26 protein-coding genes are annotated in these 21,104 nt (G+C 36.8%); 7 read left to right on the top strand and 19 right to left on the bottom strand.

Features of this window, described 5'->3' with window-relative positions; all coding sequences use genetic code 11:
- Positions 1 to 8: 8 nt before the first annotated feature.
- The 3 genes from TAGGR_RS02200 to TAGGR_RS10215 are packed head-to-tail and all read right to left on the bottom strand — an operon-like array spanning position 9 to position 1,130.
- A complete protein-coding gene (locus TAGGR_RS02200; protein WP_059175726.1) occupies positions 9 to 368 on the bottom strand; it encodes a NifB/NifX family molybdenum-iron cluster-binding protein in 360 nt (119 codons plus the stop codon).
- A gap of 10 nt (positions 369 to 378) precedes the next feature.
- A complete protein-coding gene (locus TAGGR_RS02195; RefSeq protein ID WP_059175725.1) occupies positions 379 to 756 on the bottom strand; it encodes a CGGC domain-containing protein in 378 nt (125 codons plus the stop codon).
- A gap of 44 nt (positions 757 to 800) precedes the next feature.
- Positions 801 to 1,130 carry a DUF5320 domain-containing protein gene (locus tag TAGGR_RS10215; protein WP_082673525.1) on the bottom strand — a complete coding sequence of 110 codons (330 nt, stop codon included), beginning with the start codon at positions 1,128 to 1,130 and terminating at the stop codon, positions 801 to 803.
- A 126-nt stretch (positions 1,131 to 1,256) separates the two neighbouring features.
- Here TAGGR_RS10215 and TAGGR_RS02185 point away from each other — a divergent pair, with 126 nt between their 5' ends.
- The 7 genes from TAGGR_RS02185 (at position 1,257) to TAGGR_RS02155 (ending at position 7,657) form a co-directional block, all read left to right on the top strand.
- Positions 1,257 to 1,661, top strand: coding sequence for a winged helix-turn-helix domain-containing protein (locus TAGGR_RS02185; protein ID WP_059176538.1), 405 nt, complete (start codon positions 1,257 to 1,259; stop codon positions 1,659 to 1,661).
- Between the two features lie 48 nt (positions 1,662 to 1,709).
- Positions 1,710 to 2,603: an ABC transporter substrate-binding protein gene (locus TAGGR_RS02180; protein ID WP_059175724.1), complete on the top strand. Its 894-nt coding sequence runs from the start codon at positions 1,710 to 1,712 to the stop codon at positions 2,601 to 2,603.
- A 38-nt stretch (positions 2,604 to 2,641) separates the two neighbouring features.
- A complete protein-coding gene (locus tag TAGGR_RS02175) occupies positions 2,642 to 3,445 on the top strand; it encodes an ABC transporter substrate-binding protein (RefSeq protein ID WP_059175723.1) in 804 nt (267 codons plus the stop codon).
- Positions 3,442 to 4,155, top strand: a complete 714-nt coding sequence (locus TAGGR_RS02170) for an ABC transporter permease (RefSeq protein ID WP_059175722.1) — start codon at positions 3,442 to 3,444, stop codon at positions 4,153 to 4,155. Before TAGGR_RS02175 ends, TAGGR_RS02170 begins: the two co-directional genes overlap by 4 nt.
- The gene (locus tag TAGGR_RS02165) at positions 4,146 to 4,802 is read left to right on the top strand and encodes an ATP-binding cassette domain-containing protein (protein ID WP_059175721.1); all 657 of its coding nucleotides are present in this window, start codon (positions 4,146 to 4,148) and stop codon (positions 4,800 to 4,802) included. The genes TAGGR_RS02170 and TAGGR_RS02165 overlap by 10 nt, the downstream gene beginning before the upstream one ends.
- 72 nt (positions 4,803 to 4,874) lie before the next feature.
- On the top strand, positions 4,875 to 6,215 hold the full coding sequence (gene trkA / locus TAGGR_RS02160; RefSeq protein ID WP_059175720.1) for a Trk system potassium transporter TrkA: 1,341 nt from the start codon (positions 4,875 to 4,877) through the stop codon (positions 6,213 to 6,215).
- 56 nt (positions 6,216 to 6,271) lie between these two features.
- On the top strand, positions 6,272 to 7,657 hold the full coding sequence (locus tag TAGGR_RS02155) for a TrkH family potassium uptake protein (RefSeq protein ID WP_269083323.1): 1,386 nt from the start codon (positions 6,272 to 6,274) through the stop codon (positions 7,655 to 7,657).
- A 1-nt stretch (position 7,658) separates the two neighbouring features.
- Here the strand turns inward: TAGGR_RS02155 and TAGGR_RS02150 are convergent, their stop codons facing one another.
- From TAGGR_RS02150 to TAGGR_RS02075, 16 genes are all read right to left on the bottom strand, one after another.
- Positions 7,659 to 8,477, bottom strand: coding sequence for an SDH family Clp fold serine proteinase (locus TAGGR_RS02150; protein WP_059175718.1), 819 nt, complete (start codon positions 8,475 to 8,477; stop codon positions 7,659 to 7,661).
- Between the two features lie 42 nt (positions 8,478 to 8,519).
- Positions 8,520 to 10,649 carry a methyltransferase domain-containing protein gene (locus TAGGR_RS02145; protein WP_059175717.1) on the bottom strand — a complete coding sequence of 710 codons (2,130 nt, stop codon included), beginning with the start codon at positions 10,647 to 10,649 and terminating at the stop codon, positions 8,520 to 8,522.
- Positions 10,646 to 11,056, bottom strand: a complete 411-nt coding sequence (gene fliW, locus TAGGR_RS02140; RefSeq protein ID WP_153000417.1) for a flagellar assembly protein FliW — start codon at positions 11,054 to 11,056, stop codon at positions 10,646 to 10,648. The genes TAGGR_RS02145 and fliW overlap by 4 nt, the downstream gene beginning before the upstream one ends.
- Positions 11,053 to 11,271: a carbon storage regulator CsrA gene (csrA, locus tag TAGGR_RS02135; RefSeq protein WP_059175716.1), complete on the bottom strand. Its 219-nt coding sequence runs from the start codon at positions 11,269 to 11,271 to the stop codon at positions 11,053 to 11,055. The genes fliW and csrA overlap by 4 nt, the downstream gene beginning before the upstream one ends.
- Positions 11,272 to 11,283: 12 nt before the next feature.
- Positions 11,284 to 12,717, bottom strand: coding sequence for a flagellar hook-associated protein FlgL (gene flgL, locus TAGGR_RS02130; RefSeq protein WP_059175715.1), 1,434 nt, complete (start codon positions 12,715 to 12,717; stop codon positions 11,284 to 11,286).
- A gap of 3 nt (positions 12,718 to 12,720) precedes the next feature.
- Positions 12,721 to 14,361: a flagellar hook-associated protein FlgK gene (gene flgK, locus TAGGR_RS02125; protein ID WP_059175714.1), complete on the bottom strand. Its 1,641-nt coding sequence runs from the start codon at positions 14,359 to 14,361 to the stop codon at positions 12,721 to 12,723.
- A complete protein-coding gene (locus TAGGR_RS02120) occupies positions 14,362 to 14,805 on the bottom strand; it encodes a flagellar protein FlgN (protein ID WP_059175713.1) in 444 nt (147 codons plus the stop codon).
- Positions 14,789 to 15,088: a flagellar biosynthesis anti-sigma factor FlgM gene (gene flgM, locus TAGGR_RS02115; protein WP_059175712.1), complete on the bottom strand. Its 300-nt coding sequence runs from the start codon at positions 15,086 to 15,088 to the stop codon at positions 14,789 to 14,791. Before flgM ends, TAGGR_RS02120 begins: the two co-directional genes overlap by 17 nt.
- Before the next feature lie 91 nt (positions 15,089 to 15,179).
- Entirely contained in the window at positions 15,180 to 15,908 is a 729-nt protein-coding gene (locus TAGGR_RS02110) for a M23 family metallopeptidase (RefSeq protein WP_059175711.1), read from the bottom strand.
- A 7-nt stretch (positions 15,909 to 15,915) separates the two neighbouring features.
- Positions 15,916 to 17,010 carry a flagellar basal body P-ring protein FlgI gene (locus tag TAGGR_RS02105; protein WP_059176536.1) on the bottom strand — a complete coding sequence of 365 codons (1,095 nt, stop codon included), beginning with the start codon at positions 17,008 to 17,010 and terminating at the stop codon, positions 15,916 to 15,918.
- Between the two features lie 48 nt (positions 17,011 to 17,058).
- Positions 17,059 to 17,775, bottom strand: a complete 717-nt coding sequence (locus TAGGR_RS02100) for a flagellar basal body L-ring protein FlgH (protein ID WP_059175710.1) — start codon at positions 17,773 to 17,775, stop codon at positions 17,059 to 17,061.
- Positions 17,772 to 18,443 carry a flagellar basal body P-ring formation chaperone FlgA gene (gene flgA, locus TAGGR_RS02095; protein WP_059175709.1) on the bottom strand — a complete coding sequence of 224 codons (672 nt, stop codon included), beginning with the start codon at positions 18,441 to 18,443 and terminating at the stop codon, positions 17,772 to 17,774. Before flgA ends, TAGGR_RS02100 begins: the two co-directional genes overlap by 4 nt.
- 3 nt (positions 18,444 to 18,446) lie before the next feature.
- Positions 18,447 to 19,235: a flagellar basal-body rod protein FlgG gene (gene flgG, locus TAGGR_RS02090; protein ID WP_059175708.1), complete on the bottom strand. Its 789-nt coding sequence runs from the start codon at positions 19,233 to 19,235 to the stop codon at positions 18,447 to 18,449.
- A 12-nt stretch (positions 19,236 to 19,247) separates the two neighbouring features.
- Entirely contained in the window at positions 19,248 to 19,967 is a 720-nt protein-coding gene (gene flgF / locus TAGGR_RS02085) for a flagellar basal-body rod protein FlgF (protein ID WP_059175707.1), read from the bottom strand.
- Positions 19,968 to 20,084: 117 nt separating this feature from the next.
- The gene (locus TAGGR_RS02080; RefSeq protein ID WP_059175706.1) at positions 20,085 to 20,264 is read right to left on the bottom strand and encodes a hypothetical protein; all 180 of its coding nucleotides are present in this window, start codon (positions 20,262 to 20,264) and stop codon (positions 20,085 to 20,087) included.
- Complete coding sequence (locus tag TAGGR_RS02075; RefSeq protein ID WP_059175705.1) at positions 20,265 to 21,104, bottom strand: HDOD domain-containing protein; 840 nt, start codon at positions 21,102 to 21,104, stop codon at positions 20,265 to 20,267. It lies immediately after the preceding gene.

Raw genomic sequence — 21,104 nt, 5'->3', positions numbered from 1 at the left:
TCCTCCTTTTAATGTTTACATTCATGCTCACCATGTTCACACAGACTTTCACCACCAGTTAATGTGCCACTGATCAATTTATCAATTACTTCTTCAACTTTTCCTGTAATTCCGACCAAAACCTGTATTCCGGATGCTTGAAGATTCATTACAGCATTTGGTCCCATTCCACCTGCGATAACGCAATTGACATTTTGATTTCTTAAAAACATTGGAACCTGACCGGGCTGATGTGCTTTGTAACCTGGATTTTCAACAAAGCTTTTATTGATAATCTTCCCATCTTCAATCTCAAATATTGTAAAACCTGGACATCTCCCAAAGTGCTGAGCTACAAACCCTCCGTCTGTTGCTATTGCTACTCTCATTTTAAACCTCCTAATTGCCAAAAATTGTTGCTGGTGCGTATTTATGGGTTCCTTCAATAACTTCAACTCCAGCCTTTTCTTTTACTGCTGCGATGATATCATCTTTTCTCGGACAGAACTTAATTATACAGGTTCCAATGTGAAGAACATCAACATTTTCTTTTAATGCAGAAAGTTGAGTTTTTAAAAGAAGAAGGCTACATATTGCTCGTGTTTTATTTCCTTCACAGCCACCACAGTCCATAATTCCAACAATTGCAGCATCTTCATTTTTATAACGCTCAAACTCTCCTTCTTTGCGCATAAAAGCAACAAGACATTTTGCATCCCCGGGACACAGATTTTGTTCTCTAATCATCTTACATGCTAAAATTACAATTTTCTTCATTTTCTATACCTCCTGAAAATTTAACCGGAGGCAAAGCCTCCGGTTTACCTTGCTTCACCTTTTTCAAGTTCGCTCAGACGCTTCTGCACTGCTTCAAGTTCACTTCTAAGTATTTCTGCCTCTTGTCTGAGTAAATCCACCTCCTCTCTTGAAGAAATTCCTCCGAAAAAAGGAGCTCTCCAGAACCATCTAAATCTAAATCCTCTTCCGAAACCTCCAAACCATCCAAAGCACCTCCATCCTCTGCCTCTTCCAAACCCTCTCCCTGGTGCAGGATTCATATATCCTGGAGTTGCAAAACCGCTACAAAATCCCAATCCTCTACCTGTTCTTGGACCCTGTCCTAAAGGTCCGGTTCTGTCTCCCCATGGCATACTAATCACCTCCCAAAATTTTATTATAATTTTATATTAATGAAAATCATTATCATTTGTCAAGAAAAATTTTTATACATGATTTTTGTTGACATTTCGTTATATTTTATTGTATATTTCCATACTATGAAAAAAAGGGGAAGAAAGCCTTTGAAAAACCCGCATCAATTCTGTGTAACAGGAAGTGGAAAACATGGAGACTATGAACTTAAAGGTAAAATATGGATTGAAGGTGGTGAGGGAACTTTTCTTGGCTATGGAAGGATTGCTTTACTTGAGAAAATCAAACAGCATGGCTCAATTTCAAAGGCTGCTAAAGCTCTTAACATGTCATACAGACAGGCATGGAGACTTATCAATTCCATGAACAGACAGGCTGGAAAGCCTTTTGTTGAAACACAGGTTGGAGGTAAGAGCGGTGGTGGAACAAAAATTACAGAGACTGCTGAAAAAGCAATTGAGCAGTTCTGGAGGATTCATGAGGATTTCAAAAAATTTCTTTCTGAGGAGATCAAAAATTTTAAAATTTAATTTTTTATGAGCATCGTTATATTTAATTAAATACAAGGAGGAGAGAAGATGAAAAAGGTTAAATTAAGCCTTCTTTCGAAAAATGGGAAAGTATTAGGTATTGTTTCTTTTTTTATTTGCCTGTTTTTTATTTTAGCAAAAGCTTATGTATATGCAGAAAAAAATTGTACAGAAGTTTACGGAAAGGGTGAAACCGAAATTGCAATTGCTACAGGAAGTCCTGGTGAACTTGGTCTTTTAAAGGTATTAATTGAAGAATTCAATAAAGAAAAACCTGTGAAGGTGTGCTGGATAAAAGCTGGGACAGGAGAATCTTTAAAGTTGTTAAAAGAAAATCTAGTTGATTTAGTTATGGTTCATGCCCCAGATGCTGAAAAAAAAGCTGTTACAGAAGGTTGGGCTACGAAACGAACACTTATTGGTTCTAATGAATTTTATATTGTCGGTCCAAAAAATGATCCGGCAAAAATTGCTGAAGCTAAAAATGTTGTAGATGTTTACAATCGTATCAAAGAAACAAAATCTAAGTTTATTTCAAGAGGTGACAACTCAGGCACTCATAAAAAAGAAATGGAAATATGGAAAAAAGCAGGTTATCTACCAGATCCTTCAAAAGATAAATGGTATATTGTTACAAAAGATTTTATGGCGGCAAGCTTAAAAAAGGCTAATGACGAAAAAGCTTATTTTATGACTGATAGCAGCACTTGGATTATGATGAAAAAAGATTTACCCAATTTAAAAGTTCTTTTCAAAGGAGACAAATTTCTTGTAAATGTATACCATGCCTTGTGTTCTAAGTTCTGTAAGCCTGAAGCTGAAAAATTTATAGAATTTCTTACTTCTGAAAGAGGGCAGGAGACTATAAGAAGTTTTGGTAAAGCTCAGTATGGAGAAGCCTTCTATAATGATTTAAATTATGCAAAGAAATATGCAGAATAAGATAAAATGCCTGCTTAAACTTAAAAGGAGGAGACAGAATGAAAACTTTTTTAATTTCATTGTTATTGTTGATTTTCGCAACTGCTGCAATGGCTCAGGAAAAGGAAATTGTTCTTGCTACCACCACTTCTGTTGAAAATTCTGGTTTACTCAATTACATTTTACCGATTTTTGAGAAAAAAACAGGCATCAAGGTTAAGGTCGTTGCAAGGGGAACAGGTGCAGCAATTGAGATGGGTAAAAGAGGGGATGCGGATGCTGTCTTTGTACATGCAAAGGAACTTGAACTTGAGGCTGTAAAACAGGGTTACTTTATAAACAGGCACGATGTCTGCTATAATGATTTTATTATTGTCGGTCCCAAAAATGATCCGGCAGGGATAAAGGGTCTTAAAAAAGCCCAGGATGCGTTTAAAAGAATTGCTTTATCTCAGAGTCTTTTCATTTCAAGAGGTGATAAATCAGGAACTCATGTGAAGGAACTACAGATATGGCAGATAGCAGGGATTAATCCTAAAGGGCAAAAGTGGTATCTTGAAGCAGGACAGGGAATGGAAAAGACTTTAAGAATTGCCAATGAAAAACAGGCATACACACTTACTGATAGAGGAACATGGTTTGCAATAAGAGACAAGCTTGATCTGGCAATACTTTTTGAAGGAGACCCTGTTCTCTTTAACCAATACGGTGTAATGGCAGTAAATCCTCAAAAGCACAAACATGTAAAATATAAAGAAGCCATGCAGTTTATAAACTGGATAATTTCAAAAGAAGGACAGGCAGCTATAGCCTCTTTTAAGGATAAGTCTGGAAATCAACTGTTTATTCCGAATGCAAAATGAACTTTATTTTTGAAGCTTTTAAACAGGCATTTTATCTTATTCTGCATCTTGACAGAGAACTGGTAGAGATAATCCTTTTGTCTCTCAAGGTTTCAGGCACAGCTCTGGCAATAGCAACTCTGCTTGGCATTCCTGTAGGTGCTTTGCTTGGATTAAAAAATTTTTTTGGCAGAAACACTCTCATAACACTGATTAACACTTTTATGGGACTTCCTCCAGTTGTTGTTGGATTGTTTCTTTATCTAATGCTATCCCGTAGCGGACCACTTGGTTTTTTAAGCCTGCTTTATACTCCCTCTGCAATGATTATTGCCCAGAGCATTCTTGCCTTTCCAATTGTTGCAGGACTCAGTCATTCAGCACTGATTAAGATTGATCCTTCAGTGAAACTCGCAGCAAAAACTCTTGGAGCTACTCCATTTCAGATAACGCTTACAATGGTAAGAGAAGCAAGATATGGAATAATGGCAGGTGTCTGCGCAGCATTTGGAAGGGTGATGGCAGAAGTTGGAGCAATACTTATTGTAGGAGGTAACATTGCAGGATATACACGGGTAATGACAACAACTATAGCGCTTGAAACAGACAAAGGTAACTTTGAGCTTGCAATGGCACTGGGAATTATACTTCTTACAATTTCTTTTGCAATAAATATTATTTTATTTTCAATTCAAAAAAAGGGAACGAAGGAGTCTATTCAATGGCTTTAAGCCTTACTGTTTCAAATATTCATAAATCTTACAATGGCAAGGTGGTGCTTGAAGGTTGTTCCTTTTCATTTGAAAAAAGCGGAGTATATGTTTTAATGGGACCAAATGGTTCAGGAAAATCAACTCTTTTAAGAATTTGTGCGCTCTTAGAAAACCCTGATATGGGTGAGGTTATTTATTACGAATACGGGGAAACTGCCGAGAATAATTTAAATCTAAGAAGAAGGATTACACTACTTTTACCAGACATTGGAGTTTTCAATACAACAGTTTTTAAAAATGTTGCCTACGGATTAAAAGTAAGAGGCATGAGTAGTGAGGAAATAAAGGAACGGGTTGAAAAAGCTCTTGATTTTGTTGGATTACTTCACAAAAAGAACCAGAATGCCCTCACTCTTTCAAGTGGAGAAGCAAAAAGAATGGGAATTGCAAGAGCGATTGTTTTACAACCGGATTTTCTATTTCTTGATGAACCGACTGCTTCGGTGGATCAGGAAAACACAGAAATAATAGAAAATATATTAATTCAGTTGAAACAAAAACTCAGTTCAATCATAATTATTGCCACCCACGATAAAGATTCAGCAATGAGAGTAGGTGATTTTTTGCTTTATTTAAAAGATGGAAGGATTTTTGCAAAGGACTAAAAATTTTCCTTTCAATTGCCCATTTTTATTTATTAATGCTATAATTTTTTCACTAATTCTTAAGGGATAACAATGAGAGTAATAATTGTTGGTGCTGGAGAAGTTGGATATCAGATTGCAAAGTTTCTCACCTATGAAGGTGTGGATGTTGTAATTATTGACAGAGATGGAAGTAAGCTCAGAAGAATTTCTGAAGAACTTGATATTGCAACCATTGAAGCAGAGGGAAGTGATCCTTCAGCATTTAAGGAAGCAGGTGCAGATAAGGCAGATCTGCTTCTGGCAGTAACAAACAGTGATGAAACTAACATGATTGCCTGCCTTATCGGTAAGGCAATGTTTAATATAAAACGAAAAATAGCAAGAATAAGAAATCCTGATTACTTTTTTAACAAAGAAATACTTGGAGAGGCAAACCTTGACATTGACCCTGCGATTAATCCTGAGCTTGAAGCAGCAGAAGCAGTTACAAGACTTGTTGAGAGTCCTTTTGCCAGTGAAATAATAGAATTTGAGCAGGGAAAAATAAAAGTTATAGGATTTAAAATTCCTCAAAATAGCCCGGTTACAGGGAAGAAACTGAAGGCAATCAAACTACTGCTAAAAAAAGACTTTATTGTTGGAATCATTGAAAGAGATGAAAATGTGATAGTTCCCTCTGGAGATGATATTCTGAATGAAGGAGACATAGTTTACATACCAGTAAGAAAAGAAGAGATTTTTGAGACTGCTCAAAATCTTGGAGTGCCTGTCAGTCCTGTGAAAAAAATTATGATTCTTGGAGGAGGTAGAATAGGATATTATATAGCAAGCAAACTAGAAAATAAAGCAGATATAAAAATTATAGAAAAAGATGCTGAAAGATGTAAGTTTTTAAGCAAACATCTGGGTAAATCATTAATTCTTCATGGAGATGGAGCAGATAAACAGCTCTTGATAGAGGAAAATATAAACAACATGGATTTATACATTGCCTGTTCAAATAATGATGAACTCAATATCATGGCATCTTTGCTTGCAAAAAAACTGGGGGTAAAAAAAGTCATAGCTCTTGTAAATAGAACAGACTATGTGCCCCTTGCGCACAATTTAGGAATTCAGTCTGTTTTAAGCCCAAGATTGATTACAGCGAGCATTATTCTCAGATATGTAAGAAGAGGAGAAGTGTTGTCTCTTACTGCAATTGCTGAAAATAAGGCTGAAATAATGGAAGTTCTGGTTAATAAGAACTCTTCCCTGATTGGTGTAACACTTAAAGACAAAGCTTTCCCAAAAAATTCAATACTTGGAGCTATAATAAGAGATGACCGTATTATAATTCCTACAGGAGAAGATTACATTAAGCAAGGAGATAAGCTAATTATCTTCACACTAAAAGACTCTATAAAAGAAATTGAAAAACTCCTCATATGAACTTTAAAACTGTAATAAATATCATCGGCATAATCCTTGTTATTCTTTCAATTTTTATGACAATACCCATTCTGGTCTCAATCATTAATCACTCTCAAGACACATTAGCCTTAGCACTATCATGTTTTATAACTTTCTTTTGCGGCACTGTTATGATTACCCTAACAAAACAATACAGACATGAAGAGTTGATGTATAGAGAAGCTTTTATGACAGTAACTCTTACATGGATAACTGTGGCTTTTTTTGGTTGTCTTCCCTATATCTTTACAGGCTCTGTAAACTCCTTTACAGATGCTTTTTTTGAATCCATGTCAGGCTTTACAACAACTGGCTCAAGTATCTTTGTAGATGTTGAGAGTCTTCCAGCAGGGCTTCTTTTCTGGAGAAGCATGACCCAGTGGATAGGAGGTATGGGAATTATAGTCTTTGTTTTGGCTGTTTTACCTATTATGGGAATAGGCGGAATGCAGCTATTTAAAGCGGAAGTTCCTGAGATAAGTGTTGATAAATTAAGACCAAGAATTATTGATACAGCAAAGGCTCTATGGATTATCTATATTGGAATTACGGGAATTATCATTTTTCTCTATTACATTGCAGGAATGGATCTTTATGATGCATTCTGCCACGCCTTTACAACTATATCAACTGGTGGATTTTCAACAAAAAATGCAAGCATTGCCCACTTTAAAAACCCTGCTCTCGAATACATATCATGCTTTGGAATGTTTCTTGGAGGAATAAACTTTGCTTTATACTTTTATCTCTTGAAAGGTAATTATAAAAGGTTGCTCAAAAATGCAGAGTTCAAATTTTATTTCTCGGTTATTCTTGTTACTATTTGTTTACTGACCATTGACCTGATTCCATATTATCCTTCTCTTTCAGAAAGCTTTAGATATTCAATCTTTCAGGTAATCTCAATAATGACAACCACAGGGTATGCCACTGCGGATTATCTAAAATGGAGTTCTTTTTCTCAGCTGACTTTGTTGATAATAATGTTTTTCGGAGGCATGATAGGTTCAACAGCAGGAGGACTAAAACAGGTAAGGGTATATCTAATGATTAAGCAGATATCAAGAGAATTCTATCAGCTTGTCCATCCCAAAGCTGTTTTATCGTTAAAACTGGATGATAAGTTTCTAAACAAAGAACTTCTTGGAAGTATATGGGGCTTTGTTTTTCTTGCCATATTTGTTTGTGCCCTGGCAAGTATTGCAATGACAGCTACAGGACTGGATTTGATAACTTCTTTCTCAACTGTTATTTCCTCAATGAATAATGTTGGACCGGCACTTGGTGAAGCAGGACCGGCCAGTAACTATTCCTCTATTCCTGCTCCTGGTAAATGGATTCTCATTTTCTGTATGCTTGCAGGAAGGCTTGAGTATTATACGGTTCTTATAGTTTTAACTCCTGCCTTCTGGAAAAGGTAATTTAGACTTTACTGCTTCTTCGTACAGGAATATACTCAACAGACTGTCTCACAGGCTGAGGATAGAGGTTCATGAGGAACATTATCTCCTTTGGCATTTCTGTTGATACCGGAAGTCCCAATTGTCTTGCCTCTTCTGCACTTATAGGATAATCATGAGTCCATTTTCCAGAGACAAGTTTTTCTGCAATCTCTCTTGCTTTATCTTCAGAATGACTGCGAGACATAATTTCTACTATTGTCTCTTTCATCTGTTTTATTGCCTTTTCAGCCTGATCAGCTAATATTAGAGTACTATCATCTATCTCTTCAAGCGGTTTTTTCTGAACAACACTTAAAACAGACACAGCCGGTTGTCCGGCGATCTGTGGGTCAAGTGGACCAAGTACTGCATGTTCACACATCACAATTTCATCTGCGGAAAGAGCAATAAGAGTGCCTCCTGACATGGCATAATGGGGGACAAATACAGTGACTTTTCCCTTGTGCTTTGAAAGGGCTCTTGCAATCTGTGTTGCAGCTATTGCAAGACCACCTGGTGTATGCACCACAAGGTCAATTGGCATATCATCATCAGTTAAATGAATTGCCCTTAAGACTTCTTCTGAATCATGAATATCAATATATCTCATAATAGGAAATCCGAGAAAGCTCATTGTTTCCTGCCTGTGAACAAGAAGTATAACACGGCTGCCTCGTTGTTTCTCAATTTCTGCAATAAGCTTAATTCGGGCATTTTCAAGAAGTTTTTGTCTTATAACTGGCTGAATTGCTATTATTATGAGAAAAATCCAGAAAAATATGGTTGGGTCAAAATGCATAAATACCTCTCCCTCTTGAGATTTTCAAAGTGAATAATTTTATCACATACCCCATATTATTTCAACTGCTGAAAATTTTATAGCTTTTCTTATAAGTTGCTCAAAATTGATTGTATTTTTGCCCTTTACTGCAATGGCATACTGAAAATTTCCAAGAATTCTTGAATTGAGATAAAGAGGCTTTAAAGTTTCAGAAACTATCGTCCTGGTTGTTTTACTATCAATGGTTATGACCTTTTCATCAGGTGTTTTAAGCTGAAAGCTGAGAGGTACCACTCCTTCAAAGACAGTTGCTGGCAAAAGAGGCTCTGTAAAAACATGTACTTCGCCAAATCCAGCTTTTTTCAGGGCATAATGAAGTGTCCATGGTTTCCATCTTGTTACATGATTGGGTGGATAATCACCATACCACCATTTATATTTTCTGTATCCTCTTGCTATGTTTTCAAATTTATAAAATGGTGGACAGCTCATAATAAAAATGCCATCTTCATCAAGAAATGAATAAATATCTTTTAAAAATCTCCCGGGTTCATGGACATGTTCAAGAACTTCAAAGGCTGTGATAACTTTATATGGCTTTTTAAACTCCTGAGGAAGTTCATCAAAGGTGAGAGCTCTGGCAACATTAAGTTTGTATTTATCCCTTGCAATGCTTACTGCTTTCTCTGAAACTTCCATTCCGTAGGTTTCAAATCCCATTTTCCTTGCAATGAGGAGAAAAAATTCTGTTGAGCAGCCAACATCAAGGAGATTCCCCTTTGGTAGATGCTGTAAAATCGGAATTAATACATTGAATCTGGGTAGCCTACTCCATTTTTCTATCTCTATTGGCTCATCCTCAACTTGAAGAAAGGATTCACAAGGTATGTTTGTAAAGCTTAAAAGGTCTTCATGTTCTTTTCTATAAGCTCTATCATAATCCATAACCTTCATGGGGTAGGTAAACTGCAAACCACAGGAGGGGCATTCAAAAATTCTTGCACCATTAATTACTTCAAAAAGTGGGATATTACCATTAAACTCGCAGACAATGCATTTTTCAGGAGTTTCAAATTCTTTTTGAGTAAGTAACTCAGCATCTTTAAGGGCTAAATATATAACCTTTGGTGGAATACTCTCAATGCAGGGGCTGTAAAACTGTCTTTTCACCTGTGCTTCTATGCAGGGCTCTGTTGTTGCATGTATCTTGCATGGAGAAACACAGGTCTGTCCTGTGTAGTTTGGAGTGACTGCAATAACTGTTGGATAGTTTGATGCTCTTAATTCGGCATCAATAGGTCCTGATACAAGCACAGTTGGCTTATCAAGCCCTGCAGCAATATGAAGGGTTGCTGTATCTGCTGTAATAACTGCATCAGAAAGAGCTACAGAGGCAATGAGATATCTTATATCATTCATGAAAACTGAAAGATTAGCTGCTCTTATTCCGTAAACATCAAGTGCTGTCTCAACTGTAATATCTTCCTCTGGTAAAGAGCATATTACTGGAACATATTCATCCCATATGAGATCCTCTATTTCTTTTAAAAGTCTCGGTGGAATTGTTCTGTGAACAGATGAGGCAAGATAATGGAATAGTAAAACTTTCTTTCCACCTGAAACTTCCCTTATTTTGTCAAATCGCTCTTTCATCTCAGCTAAAACTTTCTCGTCAATCAAAACATCAGGTGTTTCCCTTTCTGCCCTGTAAATGTAAAGCTTCCACAGATAGTAATCAATGAGGCTCAGATTGTCAAACTGAGGTGTGTTAACCATCTCAACAACTTTAACTATGTAATCAGCTCTTGATACTTCTTTGAATGGAACAGGCATTGGAAGGAGATTGTCAATATAGGGTAATCCTTCCAGAACAGGCTTTGCTCTACCTGAAATCGTTACATTAAGTGTCATATTGGGATACTTCTTTTTAATCTCTCTTAAAGCAGGAGTCATACATAAAGCATCACCAATAGCAGCCTGAGCTATCACAAGCAGAGTTTTACCGTTTAGATTTTCACCCTTATAAAAAGGGGGTAGAAAGCTGTGAGCCTGCTCAAAGGCTGATTTTACCTGTTCAGGAAGAAGATTGAATACATCATCGGCAAAGAGGTACTTATCCCCTGGTTTGATTTTAAATTCGTAACCATTGAAGCTCAAATCAAACTTTGTTTTTGCCTTCCAGACTTTCATTTTTTAATTGGCTCCTTAAAGCTATATTTTTCATCTTCAAGAAGAATCTGAACACCAATTTTTTTGTTTTTATTTATAATAAAAGGAGATTTAAGGTTTGCCGCAACTCCGTCATTATATTTAAGCAGAGCCACATAAACTTCTATGTCCTCTTCCTTCTCTGCTTCAAGTATTGATGAAATCTCATCGCTCAGTTCAAAACCATAGGTGGGGAAAAACTTAAATGGAGGCACAACAAGCATTGCTACATCAGGATCATCTACAGCAATAAGCCACTTTACAGGTTCTATGAGATCTCTCAGTATGAATTTTTCAAAGGGAATCCCGGGAATTCCGCAGGGAAAATTAATTATTTCATTTTCATCAATCTCAAGTTCACCGAATCTTGAACTTTGAATCTTTATCACTTTATCAAATCCTCCGGTCTTAATTCTTTTGAAGCCTTTAATGCTTCTATGTTACTCTCCTTAATTTTTTCATAAAGCTCTTCCCTGAATATAAGAACACCCTTAGGTGCTTCAATGCCAATTTTTACCTGCGAGCCATCAACATCTATAATCTTAACAATAATGTCATCACCTATTCTAATTGACTGACCTGTTTTCCTTGTAAGGACTAACAACAGAAAATCTCCTTATCTCAGGAAATCAAAAAGATTGCTGCGGAAAAAGTCTGTCATAGTAATCCTCATTGCCTGCAGCACCGTCATTCTCTGATTGAGCTCTGATATTACCTGAATGGCATCAATATCACGATCATTTGAGAGGGACTGCTTTGTATTTGTTTCCAACTCAAGGTTGTAGTCAGAAATACTCTCAATTTTATTAAGCCTTGCTCCGATAAGAGATTGTTGTTTGAAAAGCTTATCTGCAATTTTATCCATATAATCAACGGCTTTCTGAATTCTTCCCTGATCATTGTTCTCAAGAGCTACTTTGAGAAAATGAAATGCCCGTAAATAGTAGTTTTCATTGAGATAATTATTGTTAAAGCTGTAATAATTTGGGTCATTAGGGTCTGTGATGTAGTTATATCCATTTATGTTTTCCTGAAAACTCATTGAGACATTGCCAGATTCGGGATTGTAGGCTAAAAGGTTAAGTCCTGTAGCTGAAGCATCTGTCGTGGTTACATCAATTCTTATCATATCAGACTTTCCATTGGGAACACTTCCAATTACAAGACGGTAATCGGGAGAGATTGATGTTCCTGTATTTACAACCCATGCTTTAACATATTTGGAAGCCTGTGGATCATTGTTTATTGCATCTCTGATATCGTTCAAAGAAGCATTAGCTGAAACATTAACAGTTACAGCCTGATTATCGGCAAACTTGATTGTAAGAGTCCCTCCATTAATTGTAAAAGCTGTAGCTGGATCAGTTATTGCTCCTGATTGAGGCTTTGGCATAAGCAAAGCTCCGAGAGGGTCTGCATCGTAAGGAGCATTTGGGTCTGTAGTAAAATTATAGTTGTAAGGTGTTAAAACCTTAATGCTTCTATTAGGATCGGTAGGAGAAATCTGATATGTAAAGAATTCTGTAGCTGGAAGATTTACTGCAACATCAAGGAAAAAACTTATATCAAGATATTGAAGGTTTGTGTCAGATTCGTATAAACCGGTTGTTGTGTTTACAGGAGCTGTATCGGCTCTATATCCGGCAAATATATACCTTCCTGCTACTTTTGTATTAATTGTTTCAATACTACGCTGAATTAAGGTATCAACTTCTCGAGCCAGAGCCAGTCTGTCTGTTGCTGAAAGAGTGTCAGTTGAGCCCTGCACTGCATACTGTTTTGCTTTTATAACCATATTTTTAAGGTCATTAATTGCAGTCTCAATTGCAGAGTTATAGTTTTTTGCTGTATCCATCACTCTCTTATACTCATCGAGAGCGGAAATTTCTGAATTATATTTCACAATTCTTGATATGGCAACAGGGTCATCACCCGGTGATAGAATTCTCTTTCCTGTTGCAAGCTGTCTTTGAGCTTTAAACATGCCTTCAATTTGTTTGTTTAGGTCATTCAAAAATGTTTTGTAAAAAAAGCTTGATGTGACTTTCATTGTTTACCTCACCATTTCAAAAAGTGTTGCAAGTATTTCATCGGCAACTCTTATCACCCTTGCCGAAGCTTCGTACATCTTCTGATATTTAACAAGATTTACAGCTTCCTCATCGAGGCTCACGCCTGAAATATCCTGTCTTCTCTTTTCCATTTCCTGAACCAGAGCTTCTTGAAAGCTTTTTTGAGTTTGAGCACTTGCAGAGTAAACTCCAACTTCTGAAACAATGGCTCTGTAAAAATCTATTGGTCTGTAGTTGCCCACTATAGTTTTATCAAGCAGTCCATATATTGCCCTTGCATTTGTGTTGTCCATAGGACCGGAAGTAGAACCCGTAGGATCATTACCGGCAGCAGCGATTCTGTTTGTATCTGATATCGCCACATCAAAAAATAGCGCAGTATGATGCTTTATTTGAAAGTTGAAATCAAGACTGTTCGAAGGATTTTTTATTGTAACTTCCACATCATTAAAGCTTAACTTATAGTATGTGTCTGTTCCCTCTGTCCATGTAGTTACAGTAGGAGTAACAGAAGAACTTGTTGTGTTATCTGTAACTGTCCAGTTAGTTCCATCAAATTGAATTTGGTATTGATCATATGTGTTTGTATTGGTGTTATTTATCTTAAAGATAATATCATCAAATGAACCTACTGTTAAATTTAAATCATAAATCTGATTAAAAAAGTTATTCCCTGAACTTCCATCAAGTCCATATCCCTTTCTGTGTTGAGCATTTACCGCTTCTGCAAGATCAAATACAAGCATATTCATCCTATTCATATATTCAGGAATCACACTGTCCCTTAAATCGATCTCAGCTTTAAGTTTTCCTCCCTGAATTAACTCAGTTGCATCAATGTATCCAGAGGGTGTCTCAAGTCTAAATTGCATATTCTGATTGGCATCCAGTCCCAAGCTCATGTGATAAACTCTTCCACCATCAACCAATGGCATTCCACCAAGTAAGATAGAGTATCTGCCAGCATTGTCTTCAAAATAGGTAATCTGAACAATGTCATTGAGTTTTTTTACAAGATTTTCTCTCTGATCTTTAGCATCAAGAGAACCGGGGCTTGCAGCAATCTTTTCATTAAGCTCATTTATCTGGTCAATATATCTATTTATTTCATTAACAAGGTTTTGACTGTCCTGAAATATTTCGTATCTTTCATCAAGCAAAGATCTATAGGATACCTGAATTCTCTGAACAAGATAATTTGCCTTGTCAAGAAGCAAAGAGCGCTCTGCCGTACCGTTAGGATTTTGACTTAATTCCTGCCATGCATTAAAAAAATCATTTATTGCATTGCTGAATGCTACATCAGAGGCATCATTAAATATACTTTCAAGTCTAAGCATACCCTTTTGAATTACATCCCAGTAGGAATTCCGTGAGCTTTCTGTTTTTAGCTGAAGTTCTATGAAAGAGTCATACATTCTACGAATATCAGCAAGCTTTACTCCTCTACCTGAAACTCCACGGGCACTTATCGTACCTGATGGCATATTTTGAAAAATTACATCCTGCCTTGTATAACCCTCTGTAGCTGCATTTGATATATTGTGAGAGACAACTTCAAGAGCTTTCTGGTATGTTAGAACGCCTGTTTTACCAATATCAAAAAGTGCAGTCAGTGCCATCTATGCCTCCTTTGAAAGGCTCTGCTTGGCATTAATACCAAAGGTTTCAAGAAATTTTATTGCTGTTCCAATATGAATTATTGAGCGATCAATAAGCTGTTCATTTATTCTCTGTATCTCTGCAATTGCTGTGAGCATTGTTTTCATTGTTTTATAAAGTTCTCTAAGTCTTAGAGTATTTTCAGAGTTTTTATCAGCTGACTCTATAATCTTTTCAAGACCTGTTCCTTTGAGATTGTGTTTTTCAAGGAGTTTTTCTCTTTCCTTTTCCCACAAAGAAAGCTTTGTCAAAATTTCCTGTTTCTCTATGAGAATCCTTTCAAGTTCCTGAGAATCTAAACTCACAATAGCATCCCTCTCTTTTGAAACAGTGTCGTATAGAGCTTTCAAAAGCTTTTCTTCCTCTTCAAGAATTTTTACAAGCTCATCATGCCAGCCTGTCAATTAAAGCCTCCTTGATTATCTTACCTGCTATCTCACTTCCTCTGACTTCATAGGTGCCTGAATTAATCGCATTTTTAAGCTCTTCCACTTTATCTGCTCTGATATCAGGGATATTGCTTACTTCAACCATGAGTCTTGCTATATTTTTTGCAGCCTCTGATACTGTTACCTGGTCTTTTGTAAGGACCTCTTCACTCCTTTCTGGAGCCTTTCCTTGAGATTTCTCTGGTGCAATCTGAGTATTTGGTGCTATGCCGTCTATTCTTATTGGTCCGCCTATCATTTGAAACACCTCCTCCACCCTTACGGGTGATTCAAAGTTCAACCGCCTTACGGCGATTCAAGATTCAAAGTTCAAGGTTCAAATACTTTTTTTATAAAATCGGCGATTTATCATAATTATTTAACATAGCAACAGGATTCACAGCTACACCATTTTTGCGAACTTCGAAGTGAAGATGTGGACCGGTTGTTCTTCCTGTTGAACCGGAAAGAGCAATGACACTCTCTGGAGTAACAGTATCACCAGCTTTAACAAGATTTTTCGAATTATGGGCATAGATGGTCTGGATTCCATTATCATGCTCTACTATAACACATTTTCCATATCCACCTTTATAACCAGAGTAAATAACTTTCCCGGATAAAGCCGGTTTAACTGGAGTGCCCTCAGGAACTGCTATATCTATCCCATTATGATGCCTCAGCTTTCCATCTATTGGATCGATTCTTAATCCAAAAGATGAAGTTATTTTGCCTGATACAGGTAAAGAGATTTTTCCAGTCCAATTAAGTTTTATCTCTTTATCTTTATTTTCTACAGGAGGCTTAAGCTCAATTTTTTGATTCTTTGAGATGGTGTTTAAAAAATTGGCATTCTCAGTTAAGAAATTACCAATTCCTATTTCTCTTTCAGCCATCATCTCTGCTATTTGAGGAATAATCGCTGTCATATAGGTTGAAGTAGTTTTCCCTTCAGAAAAAGATGTATTCTCAAGCATAACTTTTAGCAGTTCCGTAAGAAATAAAGTTTCAATCTTTTTTGAAAGTTCCTTTTTTTCTGTAGCATCAATCAATATCTGTGTATTAACTCTATTTATCATGGTTACCTCACATTATGACTAAATCTGCCTTTAATGCACCTGAGGTTTTAAGTGCCTGAAGTATGGATATTAAATCCTTGGGTGTTACTCCAAGTGCATTCAGTGCTTTTACAAGTTCTCCTACGGTGGAACCCTGTACTTCTAATAGAGATGCCTGTTTTTCTTCAGCTTTTACTTCAGTTCTCGGAACAGTCTCTGTCGCTGCTCCTCTTGGAGCTAAAGGAGGCGGTTGAACAACTTCAGGAGTCTCCTTAATTGTAATTGTTAAGCCACCATGTGCAAGGGCTACAGGAGTTATCTTTACATGAGAACCGATGACAACAGTACCTGTTCTTTCGTTTATGACAACACGGGCTGGCAAATCAGTGGAAACTTCAATCTTTTCAACTTCAGCCATAAAATCAATCACATTTCCTCTATAGTTTGAGGGAACAGTAACTGCTATTGTGCCTGGGTCAAGAGCTTTTGCAATCCCGGCTTTAAAAGTATCATTTATTTTCTCAGCAATGTTTTTAGCGGTAGTTATATCTGGGAACTGAAGAAGAAGGTTAAGTTCACTCTTTGCATTCATATTAACAGGAACTGCTCTCTCTACAATAGCTCCTTCAGGAATATATCCAACATTTTGATGATTTTTTATAGCCTGAGCAGCCCGTCCTGCAGCAATAAACCCACCTATTGAGATCGGTCCTTGAGCTAAGGCGTACACTTCTCCATCAGGACCTGTGAGAGGTGTCATAAGAAGTGTGCCACCTTGAAGGCTCTTTGCATCACCAATTGATGAAACCTGTACATCAATCTTCGCACCCGGCTTAACATTTGTAGGAAGCTTTGCTGTAACCATTACGGCTGCAACATTTTTAACCTTACCTTTCAAATCCTTTACATTTACTGTAATTCCCATTCTGCTAAGCATGTTGGCAATTGGCTGATAAAGATATGTTCCATCTTTGTCTCCTGTTCCATTTAAACCAACAACAAGACCGTATCCCACAAGCTGATTTTCTCTTATACCTGACCAGTTTGCTATGTCCTTTATTCTTTCAGCATAGGAAGTAGATATAAGCAAAAAACTTAAGAAAACAATAATAAAATTCTTCATTCCAATTAGCTTTATTCTGGATGGAAATAAATTCATACTCTACCTCCTCTAAAAGGGCCAGATTTTGTCAAGAAACCTTACAAGCCAGCCCTGAGACTGTTTGTCACCAAGTGTTCCTTCACCAACAAGATATATCTGAGCATCTGCTACATACTGGCTTAGAATTGTATTGTTCTGACTTATATCGTCAGGTCTTATGATACCTCTTAAAACAAGAATTTCTTTTTCGTTGTTAACTATGATTTCCTTACGGGACTCTATGACAAGGTTGCCGTTAGGCAACACTTCAACAACCTTTGCTGTAATTGTTCCTGTAATTCTGCCAGTTCTTGCTGTGTCTCCATCTCCCTTAAAATCACTCTTCGCAGAACCTTTAATTGAAGGAGAAAAAACATTACCTGCTTTATAAAATCCGTTTATAATTGGAAGATTTTGTATATTGAAATCAGTATTCATTCCAAAAAATGTGTCAAGTCCGTAGTTTGTTGAAGAATCTCTTGATGCAGAGGTGGATGCTTTTTTCTGAGCTGAAGTTGACTCATTTATTATAATTGTAACCAGGTCATTTACTCTGCGAGCCTTTTTATCTTCATAAAGAGAAGCCCTATTCCTCCATAAAGAACCTTCAGTTGCTTCCTGAGCTTGAGGAGGCTCTGGATAGTATTTTGGCGGCATTCCAGCATTTTTAATATCTCTTACCTCTTTGAGTTCTGAACATGATACAAGAAAAATTATAAGGAGACTTGCTAAAAGTATTTTTTTCATAATTCCACCCTCACTCTGTCTTTATCTTCTAATTTCCCTACAATTTCCTTGCCAGTTTGAAAACACTGTACACGAGCACTTCCACCAACTACAGCGTCAGATTTTAAGACACCCTCAGTCATTATAGTGACCTGTCCAGCATCCACTATCACATTTACTTTACTTCCTTTTTTAACAGGTGTGTCAGGATAAAGATAGTCTTCCTTTATTATCAGTCCTCTTGCAAGATTTCTCTTTGCTACCTTTCCTATTATCAGGCTACGATCTGTAATGGTTCCAACAGGAATTCTACTCAAAGGTTTCTTGATTTCTAAAATATCCTCTTCTTTAACCGACTCCCCTCTTTTCAATGGTCTTTGGGTAACATAAATTGTAGTTAAAACCTCATAATTTGCCAGAGCTCTATACTGTCTGCCAGCACAAATAAAAGTAAACTCTACTGAGCTTGGTCTTTTTATCTCCCGAATTTTTAAGTTTTCTGGGATACAACTTCTCTGAGGTTCAAAACCTATAAATTTTATCTGCCCAATCTGAATTTCCCTGTCTGATGAAATTTTTTTTATTTCCCTTGATAAAAGCTGATATAGAAGGCTATTGTCAGAGGCAAAAATTGGCGAATTCACCCAGACTAAAATAAAAACTATTAATAAAATTAAAACTCTACCCATCTTTTACCTCTTAAGTGCTACTACTGTCTGTAACATCTCATCAGAGGTCTGCACTGCTTTTGAGTTAATGTCAAAAGCTCTCTGAGCAATTATCATATTTGCAAGCTCTTCAACTACATTTACATTGGACATTTCAAGAAAGCCCTGAACAATTCTTCCTCTTCCCTCTGTCCCGGGTGTTCCAGTTGTTGGAGCTCCTGAGGCATCTGTCTCAATAAATAAATTTTTACCAATTGCCTGAAGTCCTCCTGGATTTATAAATCTTGCAAGTTCAATTGTTCCAATCTGAACAGGCGCTACTGTTCCTGGCTGTAGTACTGTAACAGTTCCATCAGCTCCAACTGTTATTTTTAAAGCATCGGCTGGAACAGTAATTCCCGGTTCAATTGGATATCCGTCATTTGTTACAATTCTTCCATCTCTGTCAATTCTGAAATTGCCTGCCCTTGTGTAGGCAATTGTTCCATCAGGAAGAGTTACCTGAAAAAATCCATCTCCATCAATAGCTAAATCAAGGTCATTGCCAGTGTTTATAAGGTCTCCTGGAGTAAAGAACTTTGCCACAGCAACCGGTCTTACACCAAGACCAATCTGAATTCCTGTGGGATATTGAGTTCCATCATCTGAAGGTGCACCGGGATTGATAATGTTTTGATAAAGTAAATCCTGAAACTCTGCTCTTCCTTTTTTAAATCCCGTTGTATTAACATTTGCAAGATTATGAGAAATAACATCTAAATTCAACTGCTGGGCATACATTCCTGTTGATGCTGTAAAAAGAGACCTTAACATGGTTTACCTCCTTTATATTCTTGCAATCTCACTTACAGCTCTCTGTGCAAGCTGATCAAAAGTTGTAGTTACTCTCTGCGTAAAATCAAAATTTCTTATAGCCTGAATCATCTGAACCATTTCATTCATAGGATTTACATTTGAAGACTCTATCCAACCCTGCAAAATCTGCCCATTTGCCTGGCCTTCTTCTACTCCATCATATAAAGAGTGGCCGACATGTATGACTCTGTTAATTTTTACGAGCTTAATTCGTCCAACAGTATTACCATCAACCAGTATGTTACCATCCCGTCCAATTTCTATCTTTGTGCCATCAATTATAACCGGATTATTGTTTTCATCGAGAACTTTCAATCCTGTTTGTGTAACAAGAAAGTTTTCTCTGTCTCTTGTAAATGAACCTTCACGGGTGTATAGAATTTTATCTCCCTGTCTCACAGCAAAAAACCCTTCTCCCTGTATGGCAAGGTCAAAGGGATTGTGCGTTTGTTTTAAAGCACCCTGCGATGTATCAATGTACTGAGTTCCAAAGTAGGTTTGAGCTCTTGCATCCTGATAAATAGCATTGGGCTCATAAGGTCTTCCAGAAAGCAGTGGATAAAGTCTGCTTGCAAACTGCTGTCTTTTGTATCCTGTTGTGTTTATGTTAGCAAGATTATTGGCTACAGCATCAAGCTCATACTGCCTCATGCCCATTCCAGTCATTGATATGTAGATTCCTTTATACATTCACGCCTCCTATAAGTTAGCAAGCAATGAATATGCCAATGCAGCGTTATTGAAACTCTTTGTCTTTCTTTGAAATTAAACTTTACCAGAGGAGGAAATTTTTTCCCTTATGGAATTTTATGCTTCTATATCTATTCGGTGTTCTGAAGACTCTTTAGATGATGTTTTTTCTTCAGACTGTTGTTCTTTCTTTTTAATCTTTTTTCTTAATTTATACTTTGCAAAAACAGAACCTTCCCTTACTGCTCTTATACCTCTGTAATATCCCATAGGTTCTATTTTATCTTCAGGACTCATTCAGCCAAGTAAAAACTCTTTTTGTTGTTCAAACTTTATCTTAAATAGTCCCGCTACCTCAGTTATATTATCCTCTGTCATACCAAGTGATTCATAATCTATTGTAGTCTCAAAAGGCTCTTTTAGTCCTATTCCAAGATTAAGACATATCTGGTCTGCTACTCTTACAATATTACATATATCAGCAAATGCCTGGTCTTCATAGGCTGGATATGGATAGGTATGATGATGTGTTATTACTACTTCCAATTTTTCAGGAAGTTTCCATTTTTTTGCGATAAGACTGCCAATAATTGTGTGGTTAAAACCAAGTACTTCATTCTCAATTTCTATTATCGGCCGATGTTCTTCATACATTTTTTCATAAATCTGCATATACATCTCAGGCATGGCATTATTTATAACTGTTTTACCAACATCGTGAATTAATCCACATACCAGAGCTTCATCGGAAGTTGCCAGACGAGTTACCATAGCAAGTAAACTTGAACAGAGAGCTACACCAAGACTATGTTCCCAGAGTCTCTGTTCAAAAACTCCAAAATTCCTGTGCAAATCTTTCAGTGATGTGGCAATAACAAGTGACTTAAGAGTTTCAAAACCAATTAGAAGGATTGCCTGTGGAATATCTTCAATTTTTCGGTCACGACCGTAGTAAGGAGAGTTTGCTATTCTTAAAAGTCTTGTTGCAAATCCCTGATCACGAGAAATTATATCCTCTAAGGTCTTTAAAGATGCATAATCATCCTGAATAAGGCCCATGACTTTCATGGCAATTGGTGGTAAAGAAGGTATATCAACTGTTTTTAGAATTATTCTTTCAATAATCTCTTCCTGCAA

The sequence above is a fragment of the Thermodesulfovibrio aggregans genome, from assembly GCF_001514535.1.
Taxonomy (GTDB): Bacteria; Nitrospirota; Thermodesulfovibrionia; order Thermodesulfovibrionales; family Thermodesulfovibrionaceae; genus Thermodesulfovibrio; species Thermodesulfovibrio aggregans.
The sequence above is the reverse complement of the archived record's forward strand: the minus strand, read 5'-3'. Positions and strand labels throughout refer to the sequence as shown.